Origin of the sequence: Sphingomonas sp. MMS24-J13, assembly GCF_044905095.1 — a bacterium.
Lineage (GTDB): Bacteria > Pseudomonadota > Alphaproteobacteria > Sphingomonadales > Sphingomonadaceae > Sphingomonas_I.
This window is the reverse complement of record NZ_CP173258.1, coordinates 3667836-3692240: the sequence shown is the minus strand read 5'-3', so window position 1 is coordinate 3692240 and position 24405 is coordinate 3667836. Positions and strand designations below refer to the sequence as shown.

Annotated in this window: 25 protein-coding genes; 17 read left to right on the top strand and 8 right to left on the bottom strand. The window is 65.0% G+C overall.

Translation table 11 applies throughout. The annotated features are described in order from the left end of the window. Window positions 1–112: 112 nt before the first annotated feature. The gene (locus AB4Z44_RS16845) at window positions 113–1930 is read left to right on the top strand and encodes a DUF885 domain-containing protein (RefSeq protein WP_404710840.1); all 1818 of its coding nucleotides are present in this window, start codon (window positions 113–115) and stop codon (window positions 1928–1930) included. A gap of 114 nt (window positions 1931–2044) precedes the next feature. On the opposite strand, the gene AB4Z44_RS16840 is transcribed toward AB4Z44_RS16845, so the two are convergent. Next, window positions 2045–3196 carry an epoxyalkane--coenzyme M transferase gene (locus AB4Z44_RS16840; RefSeq protein WP_404710839.1) on the bottom strand — a complete coding sequence of 384 codons (1152 nt, stop codon included), beginning with the start codon at window positions 3194–3196 and terminating at the stop codon, window positions 2045–2047. Between the two features lie 123 nt (window positions 3197–3319). Further along, a complete protein-coding gene (locus tag AB4Z44_RS16835) occupies window positions 3320–4183 on the bottom strand; it encodes a methylenetetrahydrofolate reductase (RefSeq protein ID WP_404710838.1) in 864 nt (287 codons plus the stop codon). A 445-nt stretch (window positions 4184–4628) separates the two neighbouring features. On the opposite strand from AB4Z44_RS16835, the gene AB4Z44_RS16830 reads away from it, so the two are divergent. The 6 genes from AB4Z44_RS16830 (at window position 4629) to AB4Z44_RS16805 (ending at window position 11739) form a co-directional block, all read left to right on the top strand. After that, window positions 4629–5411 carry an EAL domain-containing protein gene (locus AB4Z44_RS16830; RefSeq protein ID WP_404710837.1) on the top strand — a complete coding sequence of 261 codons (783 nt, stop codon included), beginning with the start codon at window positions 4629–4631 and terminating at the stop codon, window positions 5409–5411. 145 nt (window positions 5412–5556) lie between these two features. Further along, window positions 5557–5811, top strand: coding sequence for a hypothetical protein (locus AB4Z44_RS16825; protein WP_404710836.1), 255 nt, complete (start codon window positions 5557–5559; stop codon window positions 5809–5811). 317 nt (window positions 5812–6128) lie between these two features. Continuing rightward, complete coding sequence (locus AB4Z44_RS16820; RefSeq protein WP_404710835.1) at window positions 6129–8450, top strand: ATP-binding protein; 2322 nt, start codon at window positions 6129–6131, stop codon at window positions 8448–8450. A 24-nt stretch (window positions 8451–8474) separates the two neighbouring features. Then, window positions 8475–8864 carry a response regulator gene (locus tag AB4Z44_RS16815; protein ID WP_404710834.1) on the top strand — a complete coding sequence of 130 codons (390 nt, stop codon included), beginning with the start codon at window positions 8475–8477 and terminating at the stop codon, window positions 8862–8864. A gap of 344 nt (window positions 8865–9208) precedes the next feature. Continuing rightward, complete coding sequence (locus tag AB4Z44_RS16810; protein WP_404714260.1) at window positions 9209–10180, top strand: sulfate ABC transporter substrate-binding protein; 972 nt, start codon at window positions 9209–9211, stop codon at window positions 10178–10180. A 65-nt stretch (window positions 10181–10245) separates the two neighbouring features. Continuing rightward, complete coding sequence (locus AB4Z44_RS16805; RefSeq protein ID WP_404710833.1) at window positions 10246–11739, top strand: OprO/OprP family phosphate-selective porin; 1494 nt, start codon at window positions 10246–10248, stop codon at window positions 11737–11739. 180 nt (window positions 11740–11919) lie between these two features. Here the strand turns inward: AB4Z44_RS16805 and AB4Z44_RS16800 are convergent, their stop codons facing one another. Genes AB4Z44_RS16800 through AB4Z44_RS16790 form a run of 3 tightly spaced genes read right to left on the bottom strand, consistent with a single transcriptional unit; the run spans window position 11920 to window position 12852 of the window. Further along, window positions 11920–12372: a nucleoside deaminase gene (locus AB4Z44_RS16800; protein WP_404710832.1), complete on the bottom strand. Its 453-nt coding sequence runs from the start codon at window positions 12370–12372 to the stop codon at window positions 11920–11922. Window positions 12373–12398: 26 nt separating this feature from the next. Continuing rightward, the gene (locus tag AB4Z44_RS16795) at window positions 12399–12587 is read right to left on the bottom strand and encodes a YqaE/Pmp3 family membrane protein (RefSeq protein WP_404710831.1); all 189 of its coding nucleotides are present in this window, start codon (window positions 12585–12587) and stop codon (window positions 12399–12401) included. Window position 12588: 1 nt separating this feature from the next. Beyond that, window positions 12589–12852: a hypothetical protein gene (locus tag AB4Z44_RS16790; RefSeq protein ID WP_404710830.1), complete on the bottom strand. Its 264-nt coding sequence runs from the start codon at window positions 12850–12852 to the stop codon at window positions 12589–12591. Between the two features lie 143 nt (window positions 12853–12995). Between AB4Z44_RS16790 and rpmB the strand changes: the two genes are divergently transcribed. Together rpmB and AB4Z44_RS16780 are read left to right on the top strand one after the other, a co-directional pair. Beyond that, window positions 12996–13289: a 50S ribosomal protein L28 gene (rpmB, locus tag AB4Z44_RS16785; protein WP_404710829.1), complete on the top strand. Its 294-nt coding sequence runs from the start codon at window positions 12996–12998 to the stop codon at window positions 13287–13289. A 200-nt stretch (window positions 13290–13489) separates the two neighbouring features. After that, window positions 13490–13786 carry a glycine zipper 2TM domain-containing protein gene (locus tag AB4Z44_RS16780; protein WP_404710828.1) on the top strand — a complete coding sequence of 99 codons (297 nt, stop codon included), beginning with the start codon at window positions 13490–13492 and terminating at the stop codon, window positions 13784–13786. Between the two features lie 56 nt (window positions 13787–13842). Here AB4Z44_RS16780 and cobT read toward each other — a convergent pair whose 3' ends face one another. Then, a complete protein-coding gene (gene cobT, locus AB4Z44_RS16775; protein WP_404710827.1) occupies window positions 13843–15675 on the bottom strand; it encodes a cobaltochelatase subunit CobT in 1833 nt (610 codons plus the stop codon). A 252-nt stretch (window positions 15676–15927) separates the two neighbouring features. On the opposite strand from cobT, the gene AB4Z44_RS16770 reads away from it, so the two are divergent. Next, window positions 15928–16611: a PEPxxWA-CTERM sorting domain-containing protein gene (locus tag AB4Z44_RS16770; protein WP_404710826.1), complete on the top strand. Its 684-nt coding sequence runs from the start codon at window positions 15928–15930 to the stop codon at window positions 16609–16611. Between the two features lie 129 nt (window positions 16612–16740). On the opposite strand, the gene cobS is transcribed toward AB4Z44_RS16770, so the two are convergent. Then, complete coding sequence (cobS, locus tag AB4Z44_RS16765) at window positions 16741–17745, bottom strand: cobaltochelatase subunit CobS (RefSeq protein WP_404710825.1); 1005 nt, start codon at window positions 17743–17745, stop codon at window positions 16741–16743. A gap of 71 nt (window positions 17746–17816) precedes the next feature. Further along, window positions 17817–18509, bottom strand: coding sequence for a winged helix-turn-helix transcriptional regulator (locus AB4Z44_RS16760; RefSeq protein WP_404710824.1), 693 nt, complete (start codon window positions 18507–18509; stop codon window positions 17817–17819). Window positions 18510–18576: 67 nt separating this feature from the next. On the opposite strand from AB4Z44_RS16760, the gene AB4Z44_RS16755 reads away from it, so the two are divergent. The 7 genes from AB4Z44_RS16755 (at window position 18577) to AB4Z44_RS16725 (ending at window position 24321) form a co-directional block, all read left to right on the top strand. Beyond that, window positions 18577–19236: a glutathione S-transferase family protein gene (locus AB4Z44_RS16755; protein WP_404710823.1), complete on the top strand. Its 660-nt coding sequence runs from the start codon at window positions 18577–18579 to the stop codon at window positions 19234–19236. A 163-nt stretch (window positions 19237–19399) separates the two neighbouring features. Further along, window positions 19400–19765, top strand: coding sequence for a DUF1428 domain-containing protein (locus AB4Z44_RS16750; protein ID WP_404710822.1), 366 nt, complete (start codon window positions 19400–19402; stop codon window positions 19763–19765). A 157-nt stretch (window positions 19766–19922) separates the two neighbouring features. Beyond that, window positions 19923–20333, top strand: coding sequence for a DoxX family protein (locus AB4Z44_RS16745; RefSeq protein WP_404710821.1), 411 nt, complete (start codon window positions 19923–19925; stop codon window positions 20331–20333). A gap of 28 nt (window positions 20334–20361) precedes the next feature. Then, window positions 20362–21141, top strand: a complete 780-nt coding sequence (locus AB4Z44_RS16740) for a VOC family protein (RefSeq protein WP_404710820.1) — start codon at window positions 20362–20364, stop codon at window positions 21139–21141. Between the two features lie 114 nt (window positions 21142–21255). Further along, window positions 21256–21735, top strand: coding sequence for a VOC family protein (locus tag AB4Z44_RS16735; RefSeq protein ID WP_404710819.1), 480 nt, complete (start codon window positions 21256–21258; stop codon window positions 21733–21735). 4 nt (window positions 21736–21739) lie between these two features. After that, the gene (locus tag AB4Z44_RS16730; protein ID WP_404710818.1) at window positions 21740–22393 is read left to right on the top strand and encodes a glutathione S-transferase family protein; all 654 of its coding nucleotides are present in this window, start codon (window positions 21740–21742) and stop codon (window positions 22391–22393) included. Between the two features lie 224 nt (window positions 22394–22617). Next, window positions 22618–24321: an AMP-dependent synthetase/ligase gene (locus tag AB4Z44_RS16725; RefSeq protein ID WP_404714259.1), complete on the top strand. Its 1704-nt coding sequence runs from the start codon at window positions 22618–22620 to the stop codon at window positions 24319–24321. Window positions 24322–24405 lie beyond the last annotated feature (84 nt).

Below are 24405 nucleotides of genomic sequence, written 5' to 3'. Positions count from 1 at the left end.
TTCGGCTCTCGCCGAACCGGTAAGGAAGGGGCGGATGGCGACATCCGCCCCTTTTCTTTTATGCGGCCGCGGTGGTTAAGCGCCGGCCAGTCGAGTCGAAAGGGCGAAGCGAATGGACATGACACGCCGGGACCTGCTGACCGCAACCGTCGGCGTTGCCGCCCTCGCGGTCTTTCCGGCCGCTGCCGAAACGCCCGGCCCCGCCGACGCGCAGGCGCTCGCCATCCTCGATCGCGTCGCCGAACGCCTGCTGGCCGATCATCCGGCCGACGCGACCCAGCTCGGGCTCGACAAGGGCGCGCGCGTCGCGCTCAAATCGCAGCTGGGCGACAAGAGTGCATCGGGGCAGCAGGCGGTCGCGGGGCATCTGCGCGATGCGCTCCAGCAGTTGCGGGCGGTCCCGCTCGATCGGCTGAGCGGCGAGGTACGCACCCATGTCGAGGTGGTGCAGGAGGCCTATGGGTTGGCGCTCGACGGGTTCGCCTTTCCGTACGGCGATGTCGCGATCGGCGGCTATCGCAACTCGCCGTACGTCGTGGTCCAGAATGTCGGCGCCTTCCTCGACACGCCCAAATTGCTCGACAGCAACCACCTGATCGCGACGCCGGCCGATGCCGACGCCTATCTCGCGCGGATGGAGGCTTATGCCGGACAGCTCGACGGCGAGACCGGCCGGCTCGAATCGGCGCGCGGGCAACGCGTGACCGCCCCGGATTTCCTGCTCGATACGGCGCTTGGCCAATTGCGCGGCACGGCGTCGGGGGATGTCGCGCGCTGGGGTCTCGTCACCTCGCTCGTGCGGCGCACCAAGGACATGCCCGGCGATTATGCCGCGCGCGCGGCCGCGATCGCCCGGGACAAGGTCGCGCCCGCGCTTGCACGCCAGATTGCCGAGATGGAACGCCACCGCGCGCAGGCCACTGCCGATGCCGGCGTGTGGAAGCTGCCGCAGGGCGAGGCTTATTATGCCTGGGCTTTGCGCGCGGGCACGACCACCCGGCTCAGCCCCGACGAGGTCCACCGCATGGGGCTCGATCAGATGGCCGATCTGCAGGGGCGGATGGACGTCATCCTGAAGGGGCTCGGCTATGCAGGCGGACCGGTCGGCGCGCGGCTGGCCGCACTCGGCAAGGATCCGCGCTTCACCTTCCCCGATGACGATACCGGCCGCGACCGGATCGTCGCGCTGCTGCGCGACCGCATCGACCATATCAGGACGCAGATGCCGCGCGCGTTCAACACGCTCGTGCGTGGCGATGTCGAGGTCAAGCGCCTGCCGCTCGCCGAGGAGCCCGGGGCGGCGGGCGCCTATGGCGGCGCGGGCAGCATCGACGGCAAGGTGCCGGCACGGCTGTGGATCAACCTGCTCACCCCGCATCGCTGGACCACCTACTCGCTGCCCGACCTCGCCTATCACGAGGCGATCCCCGGTCATGGCTGGCAGGGCCAATATGTCTTCACCCAGCCGCTCGCGCGCACCCTGCTGCGCTTCAACGCCTATAACGAGGGCTGGGGACTCTATGCCGAGCAACTGGCCGACGAGCTCGGCGCCTATGACGCCCATCCGATCGAGCGGCTCGGCTACCTCCAGAGCCTCGCCTTCCGCGCGGGGCGGCTGGTGGTCGATACCGGCATCCATGCCAAGCGCTGGACGCGGCGTCAGGCGATCCAGTGGCTGGCCGATGCCAACGGCTCGTCACTCGACGAGGTCACCGGCGAGATCGATCGCTATTGTTCGTGGCCGGGGCAGGCCTGCGGCTACAAGGTCGGCCACACGATCATCAACCGCGAGCGCGATCGCGTGAAGGCGGCGCTCGGCCCGCGTTATGATTTCAAGGCGTTCAACGACGCGGTCGTGATGGGCGGCAATGTGCCGATGACGGTGCTGGCGCGCGTGCTCGACCGGCATATCGCGGCGCGGAAGGCGTAGCCCCGTCCCCAATCAAAATCATTTGTCACCCCGGCCTTGAGCCGGGGTCCCGCTACCATTCGGCAAAACAGAAGAAGCGGGACCCCGGGTCAAGCCCGGGGTGACGAATAGTGGTCACCCCCACAACAGCTTGCTCGCGATCCGCGCGCCTTCGACCAGCAATTCATATTTCGCCCACATGATCTTGGGGTGCGTACGCTGGACCCAGTCGACCTGGGCGAAGCCGCAATCGCTGCCCGCGATCAGATTCTCGCGCCCGACCAGCCTTGCGAATCGGACGAGCCGGTCCGCCACCAATTGCGGATGCTCGACCGTCACCGTGTGGTGCGTGACCACCCCGGGAATGAGGATGCGGTCGTTCGGCAGTTTCACCCGCTCCCACACGCGCCATTCGTGCTCGTGGCGCGGATTCGCCGCTTCGATCGAATAAGCGCCGGCATTCACGCGCAGGATCAGGTCGACGATCTTCTCGAGCGGCGCGTCGGAGGTGTGCGGCACGTGCCAGCTGCCGAAGCAGATATGATAGCGCACCCGATCCTCCGGAATGCCCTCGAGCGCGTAATTGAGCGCGTCGATCCGCAGTTCGGCCCATTGCCGGTATTTTTCGGGGCTCTTGCGGACGAGCGCGTCGTACATGTTGGCAAGCACCGCATCGTCGACCTGGATCACGAGGCCCGCTTCGTGGATCGCCAGATATTCCTCGCGCAGCGCATCGGCGATCGCGAAGACATAATCGCGCTCGTTCGCATAATATTCGTCGATGCCGTCATAGGCCGAGCTGGCCGGTGCCACCGCGGTCATGAAGGCTTCCAGCGGCGGGGTGATGGCGATCGCGGCCTTGAGATCCGCGATCGCGCGGCCGATCGCATCCTGCCCGCGATATTCGATCGGGCCGATGCAGGCATCGACGGGCATGCCGTCGATCGCGCCCGGGAAAGCGATCTTCATATGCTCGGGGAAGCGTTCGGCATCGGCGCCGATCCATTCGGGGACGCGCCGGTCGTTCGGACGATGTTCGAAGCCGGTGATCCGTTCGAGGATGTAGCTCGCCCAACTCGATTTGCCGAACTCGCCATCGTTGACGACGTCGATGCCCACCTCGACCTGCCGGCGCACCACATCGGCGATCGCCGCCGCCAGCCGCCGGTCATATTCGGCCTGGTCGACCGGCTCGCCTGTGGCGGTGCCGCCGAGTTCGAGCAATTCGGGCGGGCGCGGGATGCTGCCGACATGCGTGGTGAGGATGCGGTCGACGCTGCGTTTCATGGGCCCTCTCCGGCTATCGTTATGATGCCGGGATAGGCCGCGTCGCCGATCGGGAGCAAGCGACGAAAAAGGGCGGGACGCTCGGCACGCCCCGCCCTCCTTTTCGGTCACCCAAGCGAGCGATCAGGCGCGCTTGAGCTGCTCCGCCAGCTCGACCGACTTGTCGAGCGCGCCGAACGTGAAGAAGTGGATGCTGTCGAAGCCGAGGCTCGGCTCGGCCGCCTGCGCCGCGGCCAATTCGGCGATCAGCGCTTCCGGCGTCTCGCCCGAGAGCATGTTGCCCGCCAGATTCTCCTTTTCGCGCAGCGCGCGCAGCGACGCGCCGACACCGCACATCAGCGCGAACTTGATCAGCTTGGCAGTGCTGGTCGGGCCGGCGACACCGGGGCGAATCGGGTTGGTCAGGCCGGCGGCGCGCAGGCGGCGTGCCATGTCGATGAAGGGCTGCGATTCGAATGCGAACTGGCTGACCAGATAGACTTCGAGCCCGCGCGATTCGGCTTCGCGTACCTTGATCGGCTGCGCGGCGTGCATGATCTCGTCGGGCACGCGCGGATGGGTTTCGGGATGGATGCCGATCGCGACCTTCTTGAGGCCGTGCTTTTCGAACAGGCCGGTCTGGATCAGCTGGATCGAGGCGTCGAACGGACCGACCGGCGTATCGCGGTCACCGCCGAGAATCAGCGCGCGGGTGATACCGGCCTCGCCGACCAGGCGCGCAAGCGTATCGTCGAGTTCTTCCTTGCTGGCGGTATTGCGCGCGACCATGTGCGGCACCGGGGTGAGCCCGGCCTTGCCGAGCACGGTGCAGGCGGCGACCAGCCGGTCCATATTGTCGTTTGGCAGATTGGCGACGAATACCTCGGTGCCCTTGGGCGCCATTTGCTGCGCCGCCTCGATGCCCTTCTTGTCGCGTCCGGTAACCTCGACCGAATAGAGGCCCAGCAGGTCCTTCGCGGCTGCCGTGGTCTGCGTCGTCGTGCTCACTTCAAGGCCTCCTCTTCATGTCGAAGATTGTATGTGTTGCGTCCGATTCTTCCCTTAGCGACACTCGCGCCGCTGATCCAGCAGCGGCGCGTGAGGCGCGTCCGACCACCGTGATTTTCCCGAGTGGTACCGATTTCCATTCTGGTGGAAGCGGATTTCCGTTGCCCTCGCTCGTCAAAAGAAGCTTAACGCCTTTTTTACAGCTCCGTGTGCAACTGACGAGGTGCCGACCATCAACTTCTGGATCCTAATCCTCCTGCTGATCGTCGCCGAGCTGGCTGCGCTGGCTGTTGGCGGGTGGATCGGTGCGCGCCTTGGCAACCGCTGGCGCGACAATTTCAAGACGATCTGGAAGGGGGCATGGCGCACGATCGCGCGGCTGCCCGGCGCACCGGGCACGCCCGCAACCGCATCCAGTCTGGCGGAGGATCTCGATGCGGCGATCGTGCGCAACGAGCTGTTCATCGTCCATCAGCCGAAGATGCGCGCGCGCACCGGCGAGATCACGGCGGTCGAGACCCTGGTGCGCTGGCAGCATCCGACGCGTGGATTGGTGGGCCCCAATGATTTCATCGGTCTCGCCGAAGAACGCGGCGAGATGCGGCGTATCACCGAATGGGTGATTCGTCAGACGATCCGCGAACAGAAGAGTCTGGCGGCGTGCGGCCACGCGCTGGCATTCAACGTCAACCTGTCGGCCAAGGTTCTGGCCGACCGCGACTTCGCCGATTGGGCGCTGGCGACGGTGCGCGAAGCTGCGGGACCGATCGGGTTCGAGATTACCGAGACTGCCATGATTGCGGACCCGCACGGTGCTCTGCGCAATCTTCATCTATTTGCCGATGCAGGAATCAAGATCGCGATCGATGATTACGGCGCGGGACTATCAAGTCTTGCGTATCTCAAGCAATTGCCCGCGCACGAGTTGAAAATCGACCGGATGTTCATTTCGGGGCTGTCGAGTAGCCATCGCGATCCGTTGCTGGTGCGCTCGACAATCGATCTGGCGCACGCGCTGGATATGGAGGTCACCGCCGAAGGTGTTGATTCGCCGGCAGCAATGGCACTGCTCAAGGTTATGGGCTGCGATGTCGTGCAGGGATTTCTGCTCGCGATGCCGATGCTGTTGGGCGAGCTTCGGGCATTCCTCGACGCACGGGAGAACGGCGCCGTCGACCGTATCCCTACAGGATTCAATTGGTTAGGAAAGCGGACCGAAAAAGGTTAACGTTGACAAGTGACGCGGTCACTTATCGAGTAATCCGCACCAGATTTGGTTAATAATGAATTAATCTTAACTTGCAGTAACCATTCTTACGCGCTATCTACGTGATGAGCGCGGCCCTTTGGCATGCGCGCACACGGAGGCGTTGATGTTCAAGGTGGTGAAGAATCTGGTGCTCGGCGTAGCGGTTGCAACGATCGGTCTCGGCGCGATGCCTGCGATGGCGGCGGCGCCTGCCAAGAAGGCCAGTTTCGATGAGATCCGCCCGTGGAAGGCGCAGTTCGACGAAATCCGCCCGTGGAAGGCTCAGTTCGATGAGATTCGTCCCTGGAGCACCCAGTTCGACGAAATCCGTCCTTGGAGCACCCAGTTCGATGAGATTCGCCCCTGGAAGGCTCAGTAAGCTTTAGTCGAAACGGCGGCCGTTCCGTGCGGCCGCCGTTCGCTCATGGATCTGAAATTACAGAACCAACCGTGAGGTGTGGTTCTTTTCTTTTTCAACGGATGGGTTGGCGCAAGCGCAAAGCCCGCCGATAATGCCTGAACGGCCGAATCGCAAAAAAGCGTTAACCTTTTTTGGCTAGATACGGTCCCCGTGCAGGCAGGATGACGATGATCAGGCGCCTTTTGGCCTTTTTGGGATTGATCATCGCCCTTTCGCCCCTTGCGGCGCAAAATGCACAGATCGACAAACGGGTCGCCGTTGCCAGGGCGCAACTGATGGCGAATCCCGACGCTGCCTTGAAGCAAGGGCAGGCGCTTCAAGCGGAAATGGCCGCGAAGCCCGATTCGCGCGATCGTCTTTACGGCCTGGGCATGGCCGATTGGCTACAGGCCGCAGCACTGATCAGCCTCAACCGGCCACGCGATGCGCTCGTGACGTTGGAGAATGCGCTCCCCCGCGTACGCAGGGATTTTCCCGATTCGGCGCTGCTTGGCGAGCTCGTGACCGCGCACGGCAACGCCGCGGTGATGACCGGGCATATCCAGCGTGCGCTCGAGGATTATCAGCGCGCCTACAACATCTTCCGCATCGTGAAGCAGCCACGCGGGCAGGCGGTCGCGCTCCAGCATATCTCGGCCATGTATTTCGAGGCGGGCGATTTCGACAACGCGCTGCGCTATGGCCAGCAATCGATCGATGCCTATTCGGCCGAACCCGGGCTGCTCCTGTCGGCCTACAATAATCAGGGCAATGCACTTTTCGAGCTCGGGCGCTTTCCCCAGGCGGAGGCAGCCTATCGCCGCGCGCTCGATGCCGCCGTCAAGCTCGACAGCCCGGTGCTCCAGACCCGCATCCTCCAGAATCTGGCGCAGGCACAGGCCAAGGCGGGCAATTATCGCGCGGCGTCCGAGACGCTCGATCGCGGCTTCGCGCTCGCGCGGACCCAGCCCGCGGCACAATGGCGGCCGGCGCTTTACGGGACGGCGGCGCTGATCGCGTTCCGCCAGCATCAGCTCGATCGCGCCGCTTCGCTGATCGACAAGACCTTCGCCGATGCCGACGCGGTCAGCGCGAGCATGCCGCTGCAGGATTTTCACCAGACCGCCTACGATATATTCCGCGCCCGCGGTGAAGAATCGAAGGCGTTGCAGCATCTCGAGGCCTTCAAGAAGCTCGACGACCAGCGCCGCGCGCTGACCGCATCGGCAAGTGCGGCCTTGCTCGGCGCGCGCTTCGATTTCGCCAATCAGAACGTCAAGATCAACCAGCTCCAGGCGAGCGAGGCCCAGGCGCAGGCCAATGCCGCCAACGCCCGCGTGCGCCTGTTCGTGCTGCTCTTGCTTGCGACCGTGATCGTGCTCGTTCTGCTGGTGATCGGCATCATCTCAATTCGGCGCAGCCGCGATCAGGTGCGCGCGGCGAACGCCACCTTGCGCACGACCAACGATGATCTGGCCAAGGCGCTCGCCGCCAAGACCGAATTCCTCGCCACCACCAGCCACGAAATCCGGACGCCGCTGAACGGTATTCTGGGCATGACGCAGGTGCTGCTGGCGGACAAGACCACCGATGCGGTGGTGCGTTCGCGGATCGAGCTGGTCCATGGTGCCGGGCAGACGATGCGGGCCTTGGTCGACGATATCCTCGACGTCGCCAAGATGGAGACCGGAGAATTGCGGATCCATCCCGCCGAGATGAACCTGAAGCGCTTGCTGGAGGATGCCGCCACCGTCTGGGAAGGGCAGGCGAAGACCAAGCAGATCGCGATCGTTCTCGATCTCGAGGGGGCGCCGGCCGCAATCATTGCCGACGAGGTGCGGTTGCGGCAGATCGTATTCAATCTCATGTCGAACGCGATCAAGTTCACCGATCGCGGCAAGGTGCGGCTGTCGGCGAAGGCGGTCGAGCGCGGTGCGGCCGAGCATCTCCAGATCGAGATACTCGACACCGGCATCGGCATCCCGCCCGATCGGCTGGAGGAGATTTTCGAATCCTTCCGCCAGGTCGACGGCGGCACCACGCGCCGCCACGGTGGCACCGGGTTGGGGCTCACCATCTGCCGCAATCTCGCGCGTGCGATGGGCGGCGATATCGACGTGACGAGTACGCTTGGTGCCGGATCGATCTTCACGATCGATATCCCGCTCGAGAGGTCGGTCGTGCCGGTCGAAATCGAGGTCGAGGAACGCAGCGACATCGATAGCCTCGCGCGTGCCCGGCTGATGCTGATCGAGGCCAACCCGCTGAGCCAGGGCATCTTCCGCGCCTTGCTCACGCCGCGCGTCCGCCAGCTGCAGGTCGTGATGGAGCTCGACGAGGCGCTGCCGCTGATCGCGGATGGTGCGATCGATCACATCCTGGCCGATGCCGCCTCGCTCAAGCTCGATCTGGCGGTGGTCGGCCGGCTGGCCCAAGCCGCGAATGCGCAACGCGCGCGTCTTTCGATCCTGTGGCCCACGCCCGATGCTGCCGTCATCGAAGCATTGGGCGCGCTCGGTGCCCAACTCATCGCCAAACCGATCGCGGCGCCTGAACTTTTGAATGCACTCGAATTGATTTATCACCGGGAGGCCGCCAGCCATGATATCGCCGCCTGACGCGCATCCTTGGAGCCTGCTGAAGTGAACATCCTGTTTGTCGAGGATGATGCGATGAATTGGCGGGTCGTGCGCGACATGCTGACGGTCGCGGGTGCCAGCATGGACGAGGCGGAGGATGCCGAGACCGGCCTGCGCATGATCGAGGAGCGCGAATATGATATCGTGCTGATGGATCTGCGCATGCCCGGGATGGATGGCCTTACCGCGATCCGCCACATCCGCGCGCGCGCCGATGCCAAGGCCGCGGTGCCGGTGATCGTGGTGACCGCCGATACTGCGCTCGATATCTGCCGCGACTGTATCGATCAGGGCGCCGACGAGGTGATCCTGAAGCCGGTTGCGATGAACAAACTGTTCGACGCGATCGGCCGCCTGATCGCGCGCGGCAGCACATCGATGCTGCTGAACTAAAACCTTTTTGGCCCTCTCGCCGAGAAGGCATTTTTCGTCATGCTGAACGTGTTTCAGCATCCACCAGGCAAGTTGCACGGACAGTGCGGCACGCATGGTGGACCCTGAAACAAGTTCGGGGTGACGGGTGGATGAAGCGAGCGGCTGCCGTCATCCAGCCAAAACGAACCGGCCCCCTCCCTAAACCCCACCTTTCCTGCCCCCGCAGGAAAGCTTGGCCGCGCGCGCACGATTTCCCTGGGCTTTCGCCTTTGTAATGTTATATTTCCTATCACTCTGATGGGAATAGGAGAATAAGGGTGCGATTCGTGTCCAGGGGTTTGGGTGCGCTGGTGGCCGGGGCAATGGCGATCACCAGCGTCGCGGCGTCGGCGGCAAACGTCGAGCTGTTGAACGTTTCCTACGATCCGACGCGCGAGCTTTATCGCGACGTCGACGCGGCCTTCGCGAAGCAGTGGAAAGCGCAGACCGGCGACACCGTCGTCATCAAGCAGAGCCATGGCGGCTCCGGCGCGCAGTCGCGCTCGGTGATCGACGGGCTTCAGGCCGATGTCGTCACGCTCGCGCTCGCCGCCGATATCGATGCGATCGCCGACCGGGCGAAGGCGCTGCCGGCCAATTGGCAGGCGCGGCTGCCGCAGAATTCGACGCCTTATTATTCGACGATCGTCTTCCTCGTTCGCAAGGGCAATCCCAAGGCGATCAAGGATTGGGACGATCTGATCAAGCCGGGCGTCCAGGTGATCACGCCCAACCCCAAGACCAGCGGCGGCGCGCGCTGGAACTATCTGGCGGCGTGGGGCTATGCGCAGCGCAAGACGGGCACCGTCCAGGGCGCGCGCGATTACATGACCAAATTGTTCCGCAACGTGCCCATCCTCGACAGCGGCGCGCGCGGCGCGACCACCACCTTCGTCCAGCGCGGCCAGGGCGATGTCCTGCTCGCGTGGGAGAATGAGGCATTCCTCGCGGTCAACCAGCTTGGCAAGGGCAAGTTCGAGATCGTCGTGCCGTCGATCTCGATCCTCGCCGAACCGCCGGTCGCCGTGGTCGACAAGGTGGTCGACAAGAAGGGCACGCGCAAGGTCGCCGAGGCGTATCTCAAATTCCTCTACACGCCCGAGGGCCAGGATATCATCGCGCGCAATTATTACCGCCCGCGCGATCCCAACGTCGCCGCCAAGTACAAGGCGCAGTTCCCGAGCGTGCCGCTGCTGACGATCGACCGCAATTTCGGCGGTTGGAAGCGTGCCCAGGCAGCCCACTTTAACGATGGCGGGCTGTTCGATCAGGTGTTCGAAGACGCGAAGAAGTGACGGCGCGCGGCCGGGCGACCGCATGAGCCGCCCGGCCACCGCCTGAAGACTCGAAGGGGAAAACAATGATTCGCCAGCTTTTGCTTGGCGGCGCCTCGGCGCTCGCCTTTGCCACGCCGCTTTTCGCCCAGACATCGACACCGCCTGCTGCGACTGCGGCGTCGTCGGGCCTCGATACGCTGGTACCCGCGGACAATGGTCCTGCCACCGCGCCTACCAGGACCGGCGATGCGGTGCTCGATCGGCTCAACGAGCTGGAGGCCAAGGTCAACGCGCTCGAAGCGCGCAACAAGGAGCTCGAGACGCAGGCCGCCGAGACCGCGACCCGCGTTCAGAAGGTCGAGGTGCGCGCCGCCAAGGGCGTCCAGCCGGGTGTCGCGCCGACCTTCGCCGACGTGACCGACTCGTTCAGCTTCCACCCGCGCGGCACGTTCCAGATCGATTATGCCGCCTATCACGAGCGCGCCGGCGGCTACGACTATAACAACGGCACCGATATCCGCCGCGCCCGCTTCGGTTTCGACGGCACCGCCTTCCGCGTGTTCAAATATCGGATCGAAGCCGAATATGTGAAGAACACGGTCAACCTGCTCGACGCCTATATCCAATATACCGGCATCCCCAAGCTGACCTTCACGATCGGCCAGCAAAAGGCGCCCTACGGGCTCGAGGCCAACACGACCGATGCGCTCAACACCTTCCTCGAGCGCGGCATGGCGAACAATGCGTTCGGCGCGGTCGGGGCGGAACGCCGCGTCGGCGCGACGGTCGCCTTCGCACCGACGCCCAAGCTGATCGCGACGGTCGGCATCTTCGGCGCGGGCGAGGCGGTCCAGCGCAACACGCAGACGCCGGGTGAGGTCTATGGCGTCAACGGCCGCGTCACGTGGGAGCCGATCAACGATACCGGCCGCGTGCTCCACCTCGGCACCTCCGCCTATCATGTCAGCAACTTCGCCGGGAAGGCGATCACGCTCGCCGATCGTCCCAACACACGCGTCGACGGCGGCAATATCGAATCGGTCGCGCTCGGGCCGATCACGACCGGCCCGATCGGCAGCCAGACCCGCGGCGTCCGCTCGGCGACCTTCATTGGCGGCGAGGCGGCGGGCGTGTTCGGGCCATTCTCGGTGCAGGGCGAATATGATCACCTGCATGTCGATCGCTACGGCTTCGTGCCCGATCTCGACTTCTCGGGTTATTACGGCTTCGCGACCTTCTTCATCACCGGCGAATTGCGCAACTTCAAGGGCGGGGTCGTCGATCGGGTGAAGCCGTTCAACGATTTCGATTATGGCCACGGCCATTGGGGCGCGTTCGAACTGGCGGTACGCTACGACCAGCTCAACCTGACCGATCTCGATCTGTCGGCCACGCCGCACAAGGCGCAGACCTATACCGCCGGCATCAATTGGTACCTCAATTCGAACCTGCGCTATTTCTTCAACTATATCCGCTTCAAGGGCACCAACTCGCCGCTCGCGGTGGCGCCGGCGACGCTCAATGGCACCACCGGCAAGGGCGATGCTTATGCGATGCGCATGCAGTTCGATTTCTAGCTCTTTGTCTTACGCATTCTCCGAGCCGTCAGGTGCTCCACCTGACTTGAGAATGCTCGGAGCTCGCTTCCTCCCCTGGACAAGGAGGAAACTACGCGTCTGACGCGTGGTGGGGGTGCCGCCTGCTTGCCCCAGGCGGCACCCTTTTCTTACGCCCCTCCCGCAAGCGGGAGGGGAGATTCAGCGCCTCACCGCAAAGAACGCCCGTAACTGTCCAGCCGCTTCGGCCTCGCCGATCCCCGCATAAACCTCCGGCCGATGATGGCAGGTCGGCTGTCCGAACAGCCGCGGGCCATGCGCGACCGCGCCGCCCTTCGGATCTTCCGCCGCGTAATAAAGCCGCTGCAGCCGCGCGAGCGCGATCGCGCCGGCGCACATCGCGCAGGGCTCGAGCGTCACCCACAGATCGCAGCCGTCGAGACGTGGCTGGCCGATCGCCTCGGCGGCACGCCGGATCGCGACCATCTCGGCATGGGCGGTGGGATCGGTGCTTTTGATCATCATATTGGCCGACGTGGCGATGACTTCGCCGTGGCGCGTCACCACCGCGCCGACCGGCACCTCGCCCACCTCGGCCGCCGCGGCGGAGAGATCGAGCGCGAGGCGCATGGGGGCGGGCAGCGGAAAGGCCATCCCGCTGCCCTACACCATCGCAAGCGCTAGGCGGTAGCGATCGCCCGTGGCCGCAGGATCGTCACGAGTGCGAACACGACGCCCGGCAGCCAGCCGAACAGTGTCAGCACGGTTCCGATCCAGAATTCCGGTCCCAGGCCGCGCGCCAGGAATATGCCCAGCGGCGGCAACAGGATTGCGGCGACGATCGCGCCCGGGCTGGCCTGCCGGATCATCTCAGTTCGGCTTGTGGACCGCGACGGTCGGAACCTCGACCTTCTTCTCCACGGTGCCCACGTCCACCTTGGGCACGTCGACGCTGGTATTCTTCGTACCGACGTCGATGCTGCCCACATCCGCCTTTACGGCGGGCAGCGCGCCGCCCTGTACCGATACCTGTGGCAACGATCCGGTCGTGCCGTGCAGGTTGACGAAGCCGGTGGCTACGGCAATGATGGCCACGACGACGACGATCACGAAGATCGAAACGATCGCACGCATAAAATCCGACTCCCTTTGTTGTAGCCGCGTAACGTGCGTGTGGCTTTCCGGTTGCACGTGGGTCGGGTTCGCAACTTGACGAATCTCCGGGGTACCGTTATCGGCGCCCTCTTTCCGGACAACCGAATTCAGGATTTTAGCGCATGTCGCGTATTTGCGAGCTGACCGGCAAGGGCCGTCAGGTGGGTCACAATGTTTCCCACGCCAACAACAAGACCAAGCGGACCTTTCTGCCCAACCTGCAGAACGTGACCTTGATTTCCGACTCGCTCGGCGAAAGCGTCAAGCTGCGCGTCTCGACGCACGGCCTGCGCTCGGTCGAGCATGTCGGCGGTCTGGACAATTGGCTGCTGAAGACCCGCAGCGAGGATCTCTCGCTCCGCGCGCGTCGTCTGAAGCGCAAGGTCCAGAAGGCTGCCGAGACGGCTGCAGCCTGATCTGCTCCGCCGCCGTGGTGAACGGCGGCTAACAGCCTCATTCAGGCTGGTCTCAGGGCAATGCGCGTAAATCCTCATCCATGGGCCTCAAGCTCATGTGTATGAGGAGTTTGCGATGTTGGCCCGGACGCTCAAGCTCGGTGTCGCCGCCCTGATCGGCATGGCGACCCTTGCGCCGACGGTGGTGAGCGCCCAGCATTATGGCGCGCCTCCTTATGGCGATCGCGGCTGGACGGCACCGCCTCCGCCGCCCCCCCGCTTTCGACGATGGCCGCTATTACGATCGTGCCGGTTACGGGCGGGCGCCCCCGCGCGATCGTCGCAACGACCGCCCGAATCGCCGGTGCGACCGCGGAACGGGCGGGACGATTCTCGGCGCGATCGCAGGCGGCCTGATCGGCAATGCCGCCGCCGGCCGCGGGGATCGCGGTGCCGGTACGGTCGTCGGCGCCGGCGTCGGCGCACTGGCGGGACGGGCGATCGATCGCGACTGCTGAGGGCGCAACCGTGCCCGCTTCGTCATGCCGAACGTTTCCGGGTCGGGACCGGGCGGCTATTGCTCCAGATCGAACAGCCCGGCGAGTTGTTCGACCATCGTGCCCCCCAGTTGCTCGGCGTCCATGATCGTCACCGCCTTCTGGTAATAGCGCGTCACGTCATGGCCGATGCCGATCGCGATCAGCTCGACCGGCGAGCGATTCTCGATCCATGCGATCACCTGGCGCAGATGCTTTTCCAGATAGGATCCGGAATTCACCGACAGGGTCGAATCGTCGACCGGCGCACCGTCCGAGATCACCATCAAAATCTTGCGCTCTTCCGGCCGCCCGATCAGTCGGGTGTGGGCCCATAACAGCGCCTCGCCGTCGATATTCTCCTTGAGCAGCCCCTCGCGCATCATCAGGCCGAGATGCTTGCGCGCGCGGCGATAGGGCTCGTCGGCGCGCTTGTAGACGATGTGGCGCAGATCGTTGAGCCGCCCCGGCGTCGGCGGCCGCCCGGCCTGCAGCCACGCCTCGCGCGATTGCCCGCCTTTCCAGGCGCGCGTGGTGAAGCCCAATATCTCGACCTTGACCCCGCACCGCTCGAGCGTGCGTGCCATGATGTCGGCCGAGATCGCGGCGATCGAGATCGGGCGACCGCGCATCGACCCCGAATTGTCGATCAGCAGGGTGACGACGGTGTCGCGGAAATCGGTTTCGCGCTCGATCTTGTAGGACAGCGAATGGCCCGGGCTCACCACCACGCGCGCCAGCCGCGCGGCGTCGAGCAGCCCTTCCTCCTGGTCGAAATCCCATGACCGGCTCTGCTGCGCCATCAGCCGGCGCTGGAGGCGGTTGGCCAGCTTGGTGACCGCCCCCTGGAGATGGGTGAGCTGCTGGTCGAGATAGGCGCGCAGCCGCGTCAGCTCCTCTTCGTCGCACAGCTCGGCGGCCTCGACCACCTCGTCGAACCGGGTCGTATAGGCCTTGTAGTCGAGGAAGCCGGGCGTATCGGCCATCGGCCGGTTCGGGCGTGCGGGCTGGACCCCGTCGTCGCCATCGTCGCCTTCCTCGCCGTCGCCCTCGAAATCGCCGTCCTCGGACTCGCGCGTCTCGCCCTCGGTGTCGCTGTCCGCGCTGGTCTCGGAACGGACCTCCATCTGCGAATCGCTCTGGCCGCCGGGCTGGTCCTCGTCGGTCTCGCCGTCCTGCTCGCCTTCCTGCTGCTCCTCGCCTTCGCCGCCCTCGTCCTCCTCGGGTTCGGTCGCTTCGGGCTGGATCTCGATCAGTTCGAGATCCTCGAGCAACTTGGTCGCGAGCCGGGCGAAACTCCGCTGATCGTCGAGCGCGAGGCCGAGCGCATCGAGATCGCTGCCTGCTTTCTCCTCGATCCAGTCGCGAATCAACGCCATGCCCGGCTGCGCGATCATCGGGGGAGCGTCGCCGGTCAGCCGTTCGCGCACGATCAGCCCGAGCGCGGACGCGAGCGGCACCTCGGCCCGGGTGCGTGCGCGGGTCAGCGGATCGGAACGCAGCCGCATCTCGAGCGAATGCGACAGGTTGGCGCGCACGCCGGCCATCGATCGCGCGCCGATCGCCTCGACGCGCGCCTGCTCGACCGCGTCGAACACTGCGCGTGCCGATGCGTCGGCCGGGGCGGCGCGGCCGTGAAGCGTGGCGTCGTGGTGGCGCTGGCGCAGCGCGAAGCCGTCGGCGAAGCCGCGCGCCTCCGCCACCTGCTCGCGCGGCAGGTTACGGCCCGGCATCGGCACGCGCAGCTGCTTGAGCGAGGCCGAGGGCGCGTCCGCGGTGAAGCTGAGATCGAGTTCGGGCTCATGCGCGAGCGCGCGTGCCGTGCCGGCCAGCACCGCACGCAGGGCGTCGAGGGGGGATTGGGCAGCCATGGAGGCTGGTTAGATCGGATCGCGCGCTATCGCCATAGTTTGGTTGGCGCCGCAGCCCGCGCGCCGCCGTCGCGACCGTTAACTATCATTGATAGTTAACGACATTGTCTTAACTATCAATAAGTTTGCTGCCGGATGAACATCGCTGTTACGCGGCCCTTAACGAAATCGAAATCCGTGATTTCAACAGAATTTATCGGGAGCAGAGATATGACGTGGGGCAGCACTGTACTTTCGCTTATGGTTACCGCGATGGCATTCGGGGGGACCGCCGAGGCCGCCGTTACGGTTAACGTCGAGGCAGCCGGCGTCCAGGCGACGACGATGACCCCGCCGACCTACGTCGAAGACTTCTCGTCCTATTCGAGCAACACGAGCAGCGGCAACGGCACGCTGGCGCTGCCGACGGTCACCACCACGTTCGGCGGATCGCCGGTCACCGGCACGCTGACCGGCTTCGAGCTCGGCAACAGCGCCAGCTATGGCGGCGTCGGCTATTTCTACGGCGGTGCGTTCGGCTCCGAGCAATATGGCGTCGTTCATGGCGACGCGACGATCAAGCTCAGCTCGGCCGTGACCTATTTCGGGCTGTGGGCGGCCGCGCTCGACAGCAACAACACGATCGAACTGCTGAACGGCACGACCAGCCTCGGCTCGTTCAACCTCGTCAACACGATCGGTGCCTTGAGCAGCGCTTATTACGGCAACCCGAACAACGGCCAGGATGGCGGCGAGAAGTTCGCCTTCGTCAATTTCCTGAGCTCGACCCCGTTCGACACGATCGCGTTCCACCAGACCGGTGGCGGCTTCGAATTCGACAATCTCACCATCGGTGGCGCAGTGCCCGAGCCGGCGAGCTGGGCGATGATGCTGGTCGGTTTCGGCGCGATGGGCGCGGCGATGCGCCGTCGCAAGCTGAGCCTTACCTTCGCCTGAGCATAGCTCTCTGAGCGAGTGCCTTTGACACGAGGCGCTTGGGGCGGAAGGGCGGTGGCTGGGGGGCCACCGCCCTTTTGCGTTTCGGGGTTTCCTTATTCGTCAGGGTGACGGGTGGGGAAGCGGGCTTTACGCCTTCCCCACCACGCTCTCCGGCAGATCCTTGCCGAAGACGCGCTGATAATATTCCGCCACCAGCGGCCGCTCGGCCTCGTCGCACTTGTTGAGGAACGACAGGCGGAAGGCGAAGCCGATATCGCCGAAGATCAGGGCGTTCTGCGCCCAGCTGATCACGGTGCGCGGGCTCATCACGGTCGAGATATCGCCCGCCATGAAGCCCTGGCGGGTGAGATCGGCGACCTTGACCATGGCGTCGACCGTCTTCTTGCCGTCGGGCTTGTCATATTCGCCCGATTTGGCGAGCACGATCTGCGCTTCCGTAGCGGCCGGCAGATAGTTGAGCGTCATCACGATGTTCCAGCGATCCATCTGGCCCTGATTGATCTGCTGGGTGCCGTGATAGAGCCCGGTCGTATCGCCCAGGCCGACCGTGTTGGCGGTCGCGAACAGGCGGAACCAGGGGTTGGGCCGGATCACGCGGTTCTGGTCCAGCAACGTCAGCTTGCCCTCGGTCTCCAGCACGCGCTGGATCACGAACATCACGTCGGGGCGGCCGGCATCATATTCGTCGAACACCAAAGCCGACGGCGTCTGCAACGCCCAGGGCAGCAGGCCTTCGCGGAATTCGGTGACCTGCTGGCCGTCGCGCAGCACGATCGCGTCGCGGCCGACCAGATCGATGCGGCTGATATGCGCGTCGAGGTTGATCCGGATCGTCGGCCAGTTGAGCCGCGCCGCCACCTGCTCGATATGCGATGACTTGCCGGTGCCGTGATAGCCCTGGATCATCACGCGGCGGTTGAACGCGAAACCCGCGCAGATTGCGAGCGTCGTGTCCGGATCGAACACATAGGCCGGATCGAGATCGGGCACGCGCTCATCGGCTTCGGAGAAGGCCGGCACCTCCATGTCCGAATCGATGCCGAACAGGTCGCGCACCTTCCGCATCTGATCGGGCGCATCCATCACCGTATCGGTGCGGCTGTCGGGTTGGATGTTGGGCAGATCGACCATCTTCTGTCTCGGCTATCGCAATCCTTGGGAGTGCTGAGTCGGTAGAGGCTTGGCGCGCGCGCTGCAACCGATCAGCCGACCTTGGGTGGCAGCGGGAACAGGGTCACGAACCGTTCGGCCATCGCCTGATCGCCCTCGATCCGGAGCGCGCCCGCCTCCTGCAGCATGGCGAGCGGCTGCTTCGCATAGACTGCGGCGGCGATATTGCGCGCTTCGTTGGTCCTGAACATCAGGTCGACCATGCCCGGCTCGGCGCGCGCGACGTCGAAGCGGTTGTCATGGAGATGCGTGTCGAACGCATCCTCGCCGATGCGGAAGCCGATCCGCAGATCGAGTCCCTCCGCGCGCGGCGGATCGAGCATCGTGCGGAACGACATCATCAGCGACGCCCCGCTCAGCGGCAGGCGCGGATCGTGGAGCGGCGATCGCACCGCCCAGCGGCCGAGCGCCGACATCGCCGCCTCGCTCTCATAGCCCCATGGCGTGAGCTCGTAGACCTGGACCGAAGCCGGCGGCGGCAGCTTGCGGCGGATCAGCACGCCGCCCGCCTCCAGCCCCTCGAGCCGCTGTGTCAAAACATTGGCACTGATCCCGGGTACACCGCGCCTGATCTCGCTGAAGCGGCGCGGGCCGTACATCAGTTCGCGCAGGATCAAAGGCGCCCAGCGCTCGCCGATCAGCTCGAGCGCGAAGGCCATCCCGCAGGCATCGTCATACCAGCGTTTGGGAATTTCGGCAGGATCGGTTACTTTTTCTAACGTCATGGTTGTCTTTTGTAACTCCGGCGCGCATCAACAGCAAGCAAGTGATTCGCATGAGGGAGAGAATGCCATGTCCGGGCTTCCGACCATCACCACCTTTCGCTGGGTTCCCGAATTCGCGCGGGGCTATGTCCGCGATCTGCGCGCCCGCTGGGCGTTCGAGGAGGAGGGGCAGGCTTATGCGGTCGATCTGATCGACGGGCCTTATGCGAAGAGCGCGGCGCACCGTCATTTCCAGCCGTTCGGCCAGATCCCGACCTATCGCGACGACGAGGTCGAGATCTTCGAATCGGGCGCGATCGCGATCCGCATCGCCGAGCAGGGAAGCCATCTGCTCCCGACCGATACCAATGGCCGTTTGCGCGCGATCCAGTGGGTGATCGCGGCGCTCAACTCGGTCGAGCCGATGGTGATGCAGCATGCGGTCGTCACCCTGTTCGAGGCGGACTGCCCATGGTCGCCGATGCGGCACGATCGGGTGGTGGCAGACATCAAGAGCCGGCTCGCCGATCTCGAGGCCGCGCTCGGCGACAAGCCATGGCTCGACGGCGAGACCTTCACCGTCGGCGATCTGATGATGATCAGCGTGCTGGGCGGCCTGCGCGAAACCGATTTGCTCGCCGATTTCCCCAAATTGACCGATTTTGTCGCGCGCGGCGAGGCGCGCCCGGCGCACGTCAAGGCGATGGCCGATCACCTCGCCGTCTACGCGGACGCCAAAGCGGCCTGACCGTTCGTCGAACCGTCTCGTCATTCCGGCGAAGGCGGGAGACGCAGTCCAGCGAAGCTAATCCATATGCTCTGAAGCTGCGTATATAACTCGAAACGCCGGAGAATATGGATCCCCGCCTGCGCGGGGATGACGAATTAGGGCAAAATACAGGAGAAGAGTGATGACCTATATCGATGGCTTCCTCGCGCCCGTCCTGCCCGGCCGGCGCGAGGCGTATCGCGAGGTTGCGACCAGATCCGCGCAGATCTTCCTCGATCACGGCGCGCTCCAGGTCGTCGAGGCGTTCGGCGACGACGTGCCCGAGGGCAAGATGACCGACATGTGGCGCGCGGTGCAGGGCGACAAGGCCGGCGGCGAGGGGTTGGTCTTCTCGTGGATCGTCTGGCCGTCGAAGGAGGCGCGCAACGCCGGCTGGGGCAAGGCGATGGAGGACGAGCGCATGAAGCAGGCGCCCGACGCGCCGTTCGACGGCAAGCGCATCATCTATGGCGGGTTCGAGACGATCGTCGACATGAACGCCGCGTAATGGGCTGCAACCGAGCGCCTTCCTTTTCCGTCACCCCGGCCTCGAGCCGGGGTCCCGCTGCCTTTCCGGCGGTACGGGAGAAGCGGGACCCCGGGTCAAGCCCGGGGTGACGATTCTGGGTGGTCGACCTGATCCAATTCAACGTGGGGAGAGGAACATGGCCAGTTTATCGAATGCGCCGGGCAAGAATGCGGCCCGCGCCGGCTGGGTGCTGAGCGGGCTCGTCATCCTGTTCTTCGTCATGGACGGCGTGATGAAGTTCGTGATGCCGCCGCAGGTGACCGAGACGACCGCGGCGCTCGGCTGGCCGGTCGATCCGGCGACGCTCCACCTGCTCGGCATCCTCGCGCTCGTGCCGACCGCGCTCTACGCCTGGCCGCGCACCGCCCCGCTCGGCGCGATCCTGATGACCGGCTATCTCGGCGGCGCGGTCGCCACCCATGTGCGGATCGGCAGCCCGCTCTTCAGCCACATATTGTTCGGCGTCTATCTCGGCATCGCATTGTGGCTCGGCCTGTGGCTGCGCGATGCCCGGGTGCGCGCCTTGCTACCGATCATCGACGCCTGAAAACCAATCACACCAAAGGAGAAGGACGATGTCCGCATTGCACGGAAGCCTGATCTGGTACGAATTGATGACCACCGATCCCGATGGTGCCAAGGCATTTTACGAGCCGATCACCGGCTGGACGATCGCCCCTATGGGCGGGGCGCATGGGGATTATCGCAGCATATCTTCGCCCGATAGCGCGCTGGCCGGCCTGCTGCCGCTGAACCAGCATATGCTCGATCATGGCGCGAAGCCGACCTGGCTGATGTATATCGGGGTCGACGATGTCGATGCGACCGCGGCCGCGATCGAGGCGGAAGGCGGCAAGGTCTGGCTCGCGCCCGCCGACATTCCCGGCATCGGACGCTTCGCGATGCTCGCCGATCCGCAGGGGGCGCCCTTCTACATCATGACGCCGATCCCGCCGGAGGGCGGCGGCGAGAGCCGGGCGTTCAGCTCGACCCTGCTCGGCCATTGCACGTGGAACGAACTGCGCGCCGCCGATCTCGATCCCGCGGTCGATTTCTATCGGAAGATCTTCGGCTGGGAGCATGCGGGCACGATGTCGATGGGCCCGATGGGCGATTATAAATTCCTCAAGCATGAAGAGGATCGCCTCGGCGCGGCGATGGGCGGGGCGACCGCCGAACAGCCGCCGCACTGGCTCCATTATTTCCGCGTGGCCCATGTCGATGCGGCGCTGGAGAAGGTGAAGGCCGGCGGCGGCCAGGTGCTGAACGGCCCGCATGAGGTGCCCGGTGGCGATCGCGTCGCGATCTGCCGCGATCCGCAGGGTGCGGGCGTGGGCTTCGTCGCGCGGCCTTAGCAAACGCCGTTCGTCCCGAGCGAAGTCGAGGGACGTGCCAAGAGCAAACGTGTCTCGACTACGCTCGACACGAACGGGCCAGGTGTATGTCACTTGGCACAAAGGAGAGAGATAATGACCCGAATAGCCCCCTGCCTGTGGTATGACGGCACCGCCGAGGACGCCGCCAATTTCTACGCCGCCACCTTCCCCAATTCCTCGGTCGATGCGGTCCATCGCGCGCCGGCCGACTACCCCAACGGCCAGGCCGGCAATGTCCTGACGGTGGAGTTCACCGTGCTCGGCATGAAATTCCTCGGCCTCAATGGCGGGCCGATGTTCAAGTTCGACGAGGCGGTGTCCTTCATGGTCCATACGAAGGATCAGGAAGAGACCGATCGTTACTGGAATGCGATCGTCTCGAACGGCGGCCAGGAATTGGCGTGCGGCTGGTGCAAGGACCGGTTCGGCCTGTCGTGGCAGATCACGCCGCAGGCCCTGCTCGACATGATGACGAGCACCGACAAGGCGGCTTCCAAGCGCGCGATGGAGGCCATGATGACGATGCACAAGATCGACATCGCCACCCTCGAAGCTGCATTCCGCGGGGATTGAGCCGATGGTCCAGCTCTTCGGCCATCCCTTCTCGTCCTACACGCAGAAGGCCGAAATCGCGCTCTACGAGAATGCGATCCCGTTCGAATTCCGGATGCTCGGCCCCGATCATCCGGATAACGGCGCCACGTTGATGGCGCATTCGCCACTCGGCAAATTCCCGCTGCTGATCGATGGCGATCGGTCGATCTGGGAGGCGACGAGCATCATCGAATATCTGGCCGTCCATCGCCCGGGCCCGGTCGCGCTGATCCCGGCCGATCCGGCGGCGGCGATCGAGGTGCGGATGCTCGATCGCCTGTTCGACAATTATGTCATGCATCCCATGCAGCAGATCGTCGGTAATCAGTTGCGCCCCGAAGAGTCGCGCGATCCGTACGGGGTCGATCAGGCGCGCGCCATGCTCGATCGGGCTTATGCCTGGCTCGATCATCGCCTGGCCGGGCACGAATGGGCAACCGACGCTTTTTCGCTCGCCGATTGCGCGGCCGCGCCATCGCTCTTCTACGCCGATTGGGCGCACCCGATTCCGGACGCGTTCCCGACGCTCAAGGCCTATCGCGCGCGGCTGCTCGCCCGGCCCTCGATCGCCCGTGCCGTGGATGAGGCGCGTCCGTACCGCACTTACTTCCCGCTGGGCGCGCCCGATCGCGATTGATCTGTTTCTTCCAGCCGTTCGCCTATACGCAGAAGATCCTCCCCGGAACGGGGAGGGGGACCGCGACGCGAAGCGGCGTGGTGGAGGGGGCCCTCGGCTGGACGCAGCGCAAGCGGCGACGCCCCTCCACCATCGCTGCGCGATGGTCCCCCTCCCCATGCTCTGCATGGGGAGGATCTAGGGAGAGACGCTTGCAGCTCGAACATTTTTCCAATCTGGTCGAAATGTTCTTCACGCGCGCCCGCGCCAAAGGCGGGGCGCCGTTTCTGTGGCACAAGGCCGACGGCGCGTGGCAGCCGATCGGCTGGGATGCGATCGCGCGCGATGTCGCGGGCCTCGCCGCGGCGCTGCGCGATCTCGGGCTCCAGCCGGGCGACCGGGTGATGCTGGTGTCGGAGAACCGGCCCGAATGGGCGATAGCCGATCTGGCGATCATGGCAGCGGGCTGCGTGACGGTGCCAGCCTACACCAGCAATACCCAGCGCGATCATAGCCATATCGTCGAGAATAGCGGCGCCAGGGCCGCGATCGTTTCGACTGCCAAACTCGCCACGCCGCTGCTGCCGGCATTGGTCGAATCCGGCAGTTGCGATCTCGTCATCGGCATCGAGCCGCTGGCACGCGAAGCCATCGGCGCGTTGCGCGTCCATGACTGGCATGCCTTGCTCGCATCGCATCCCGCCGATGTCGAAGCCTGTGCCAAAGCGGCGACCTTCGGGCGCGGCGATCTCGCCTGTCTGATCTACACCAGCGGCACGGGCGGCGCGCCGCGCGGCGTGCGCCAGCACCATGGCGCGATCCTGCACAATGCGGCCGGCGCGACCGCGATCATCGGCGGCGATTTCCCGCCCGGCGATGCGGTCTTCCTCAGTTTCCTGCCGATGAGCCATTCCTACGAGCATTCGGCCGGGCTCTACCTCCCGATCGCCCTCGGCGCGCAGGTCTATTATGCCGAGGGGCTGGAGAAGCTCGGCGCCAATATCGAGGAGACCCGCCCGACGATCATGATCGTCGTGCCGCGCCTGTTCGAGCTGCTGCGCGCGCGGATCATGAAGGGGATCGAGAAACAGGGGCGTTTCCCGCTCTGGCTGCTGGCTCGCGCGCTCGAGCTCGACGCGCGGCCGAAGCGCCTGATCGATCGTCCGCTCGATTTCCTCCTCGAGCGGACGATCCGCAAATCGGTGCGCAAGCGCTTCGGCGGGCGGATGAAGGCGCTCGTCTCGGGCGGCGCCCCGCTCAACCCCGAGGTCGGCCGCTTCTTCCGCGCGCTCGGGCTGACCCTGCTGCAGGGCTATGGCCAGACCGAATCGGGGCCGATCGTCTCGGTCAATCGCCCGGCCGCCGGCATCACGATGGAATCGGTTGGCCCGCCGCTTCCCGATACCGAGGTGCGCATCGCCGAAGATGGCGAGATCCTCGTCCGCGGCGAGAATGTGATGCACGGCTATTGGGAGAATGAGGCCGAAAGCGCGCGCGTGCTGATCGACGGCTGGCTCCGCACCGGCGACATCGGCCTGATCGACGATGGCGGCCGGCTCCACATCACCGATCGCAAGAAGGACCTGATCGTCAACGACAAGGGCGACAATGTCTCGCCCCAGCGGGTCGAGGGCATCCTGACGCTCGAGCCCGAAATCGCGCAGGCGATGGTGGTGGGAGACCGGCGGCCTTATCTGGTCGGGCTGGTCGTGCCCGACAAGGAATGGGCGGCGTCGCTGCCCGCGGGGGCGGATCTCGATCGCGCGGTGCTGGCGGCGGTCGATCGGGTCAATGCTGGCCTGTCGGTGATCGAGAAGGTGCGCCGGGTGCTGATCGCCGACGAGCCCTTCACGATCGAGAATGGATCGCTGACGCCGTCGCTGAAGGTGCGGCGGCATGTGTTGCGCGAGCGCTATGGGGAGAGGCTCGACGCGCTATACGGGCGGTGAGGCCCGTCATGCTGAACTTGTTTCAGCATCCACCAAGCATCCTCTCGGACAGGGCTGCATACACGGTGGACCCTGAAACAAGTT

Bases quoted from the DNA above. Each gene is read 5' to 3' on its own strand.
- AB4Z44_RS16845 (WP_404710840.1), top strand. From the start codon at position 113: ATGGACATGACACGCCGGGACCTGCTGACCGCAACCGTCGGCGTTGCC.
- AB4Z44_RS16840 (WP_404710839.1), bottom strand. From the start codon at position 3,196: ATGAAACGCAGCGTCGACCGCATCCTCACCACGCATGTCGGCAGCATC.
- AB4Z44_RS16825 (WP_404710836.1), top strand. From the start codon at position 5,557: ATGTTCAAGGTGGTGAAGAATCTGGTGCTCGGCGTAGCGGTTGCAACG.
- AB4Z44_RS16820 (WP_404710835.1), top strand. From the start codon at position 6,129: ATGGCGAATCCCGACGCTGCCTTGAAGCAAGGGCAGGCGCTTCAAGCG.
- AB4Z44_RS16810 (WP_404714260.1), top strand. From the start codon at position 9,209: ATGGCGATCACCAGCGTCGCGGCGTCGGCGGCAAACGTCGAGCTGTTG.
- AB4Z44_RS16805 (WP_404710833.1), top strand. From the start codon at position 10,246: ATGATTCGCCAGCTTTTGCTTGGCGGCGCCTCGGCGCTCGCCTTTGCC.
- AB4Z44_RS16800 (WP_404710832.1), bottom strand. From the start codon at position 12,372: ATGGCCTTTCCGCTGCCCGCCCCCATGCGCCTCGCGCTCGATCTCTCC.
- AB4Z44_RS16795 (WP_404710831.1), bottom strand. From the start codon at position 12,587: ATGATCCGGCAGGCCAGCCCGGGCGCGATCGTCGCCGCAATCCTGTTG.
- AB4Z44_RS16790 (WP_404710830.1), bottom strand. From the start codon at position 12,852: ATGCGTGCGATCGTTTCGATCTTCGTGATCGTCGTCGTCGTGGCCATC.
- rpmB (WP_404710829.1), top strand. From the start codon at position 12,996: ATGTCGCGTATTTGCGAGCTGACCGGCAAGGGCCGTCAGGTGGGTCAC.
- AB4Z44_RS16780 (WP_404710828.1), top strand. From the start codon at position 13,490: ATGGCGCGCCTCCTTATGGCGATCGCGGCTGGACGGCACCGCCTCCGC.
- cobT (WP_404710827.1), bottom strand. From the start codon at position 15,675: ATGGCTGCCCAATCCCCCCTCGACGCCCTGCGTGCGGTGCTGGCCGGC.
- AB4Z44_RS16770 (WP_404710826.1), top strand. From the start codon at position 15,928: ATGGCATTCGGGGGGACCGCCGAGGCCGCCGTTACGGTTAACGTCGAG.
- cobS (WP_404710825.1), bottom strand. From the start codon at position 17,745: ATGGTCGATCTGCCCAACATCCAACCCGACAGCCGCACCGATACGGTG.
- AB4Z44_RS16760 (WP_404710824.1), bottom strand. From the start codon at position 18,509: ATGACGTTAGAAAAAGTAACCGATCCTGCCGAAATTCCCAAACGCTGG.
- AB4Z44_RS16755 (WP_404710823.1), top strand. From the start codon at position 18,577: ATGTCCGGGCTTCCGACCATCACCACCTTTCGCTGGGTTCCCGAATTC.
- AB4Z44_RS16750 (WP_404710822.1), top strand. From the start codon at position 19,400: ATGACCTATATCGATGGCTTCCTCGCGCCCGTCCTGCCCGGCCGGCGC.
- AB4Z44_RS16745 (WP_404710821.1), top strand. From the start codon at position 19,923: ATGGCCAGTTTATCGAATGCGCCGGGCAAGAATGCGGCCCGCGCCGGC.
- AB4Z44_RS16740 (WP_404710820.1), top strand. From the start codon at position 20,362: ATGTCCGCATTGCACGGAAGCCTGATCTGGTACGAATTGATGACCACC.
- AB4Z44_RS16735 (WP_404710819.1), top strand. From the start codon at position 21,256: ATGACCCGAATAGCCCCCTGCCTGTGGTATGACGGCACCGCCGAGGAC.
- AB4Z44_RS16730 (WP_404710818.1), top strand. From the start codon at position 21,740: ATGGTCCAGCTCTTCGGCCATCCCTTCTCGTCCTACACGCAGAAGGCC.
- AB4Z44_RS16725 (WP_404714259.1), top strand. From the start codon at position 22,618: ATGTTCTTCACGCGCGCCCGCGCCAAAGGCGGGGCGCCGTTTCTGTGG.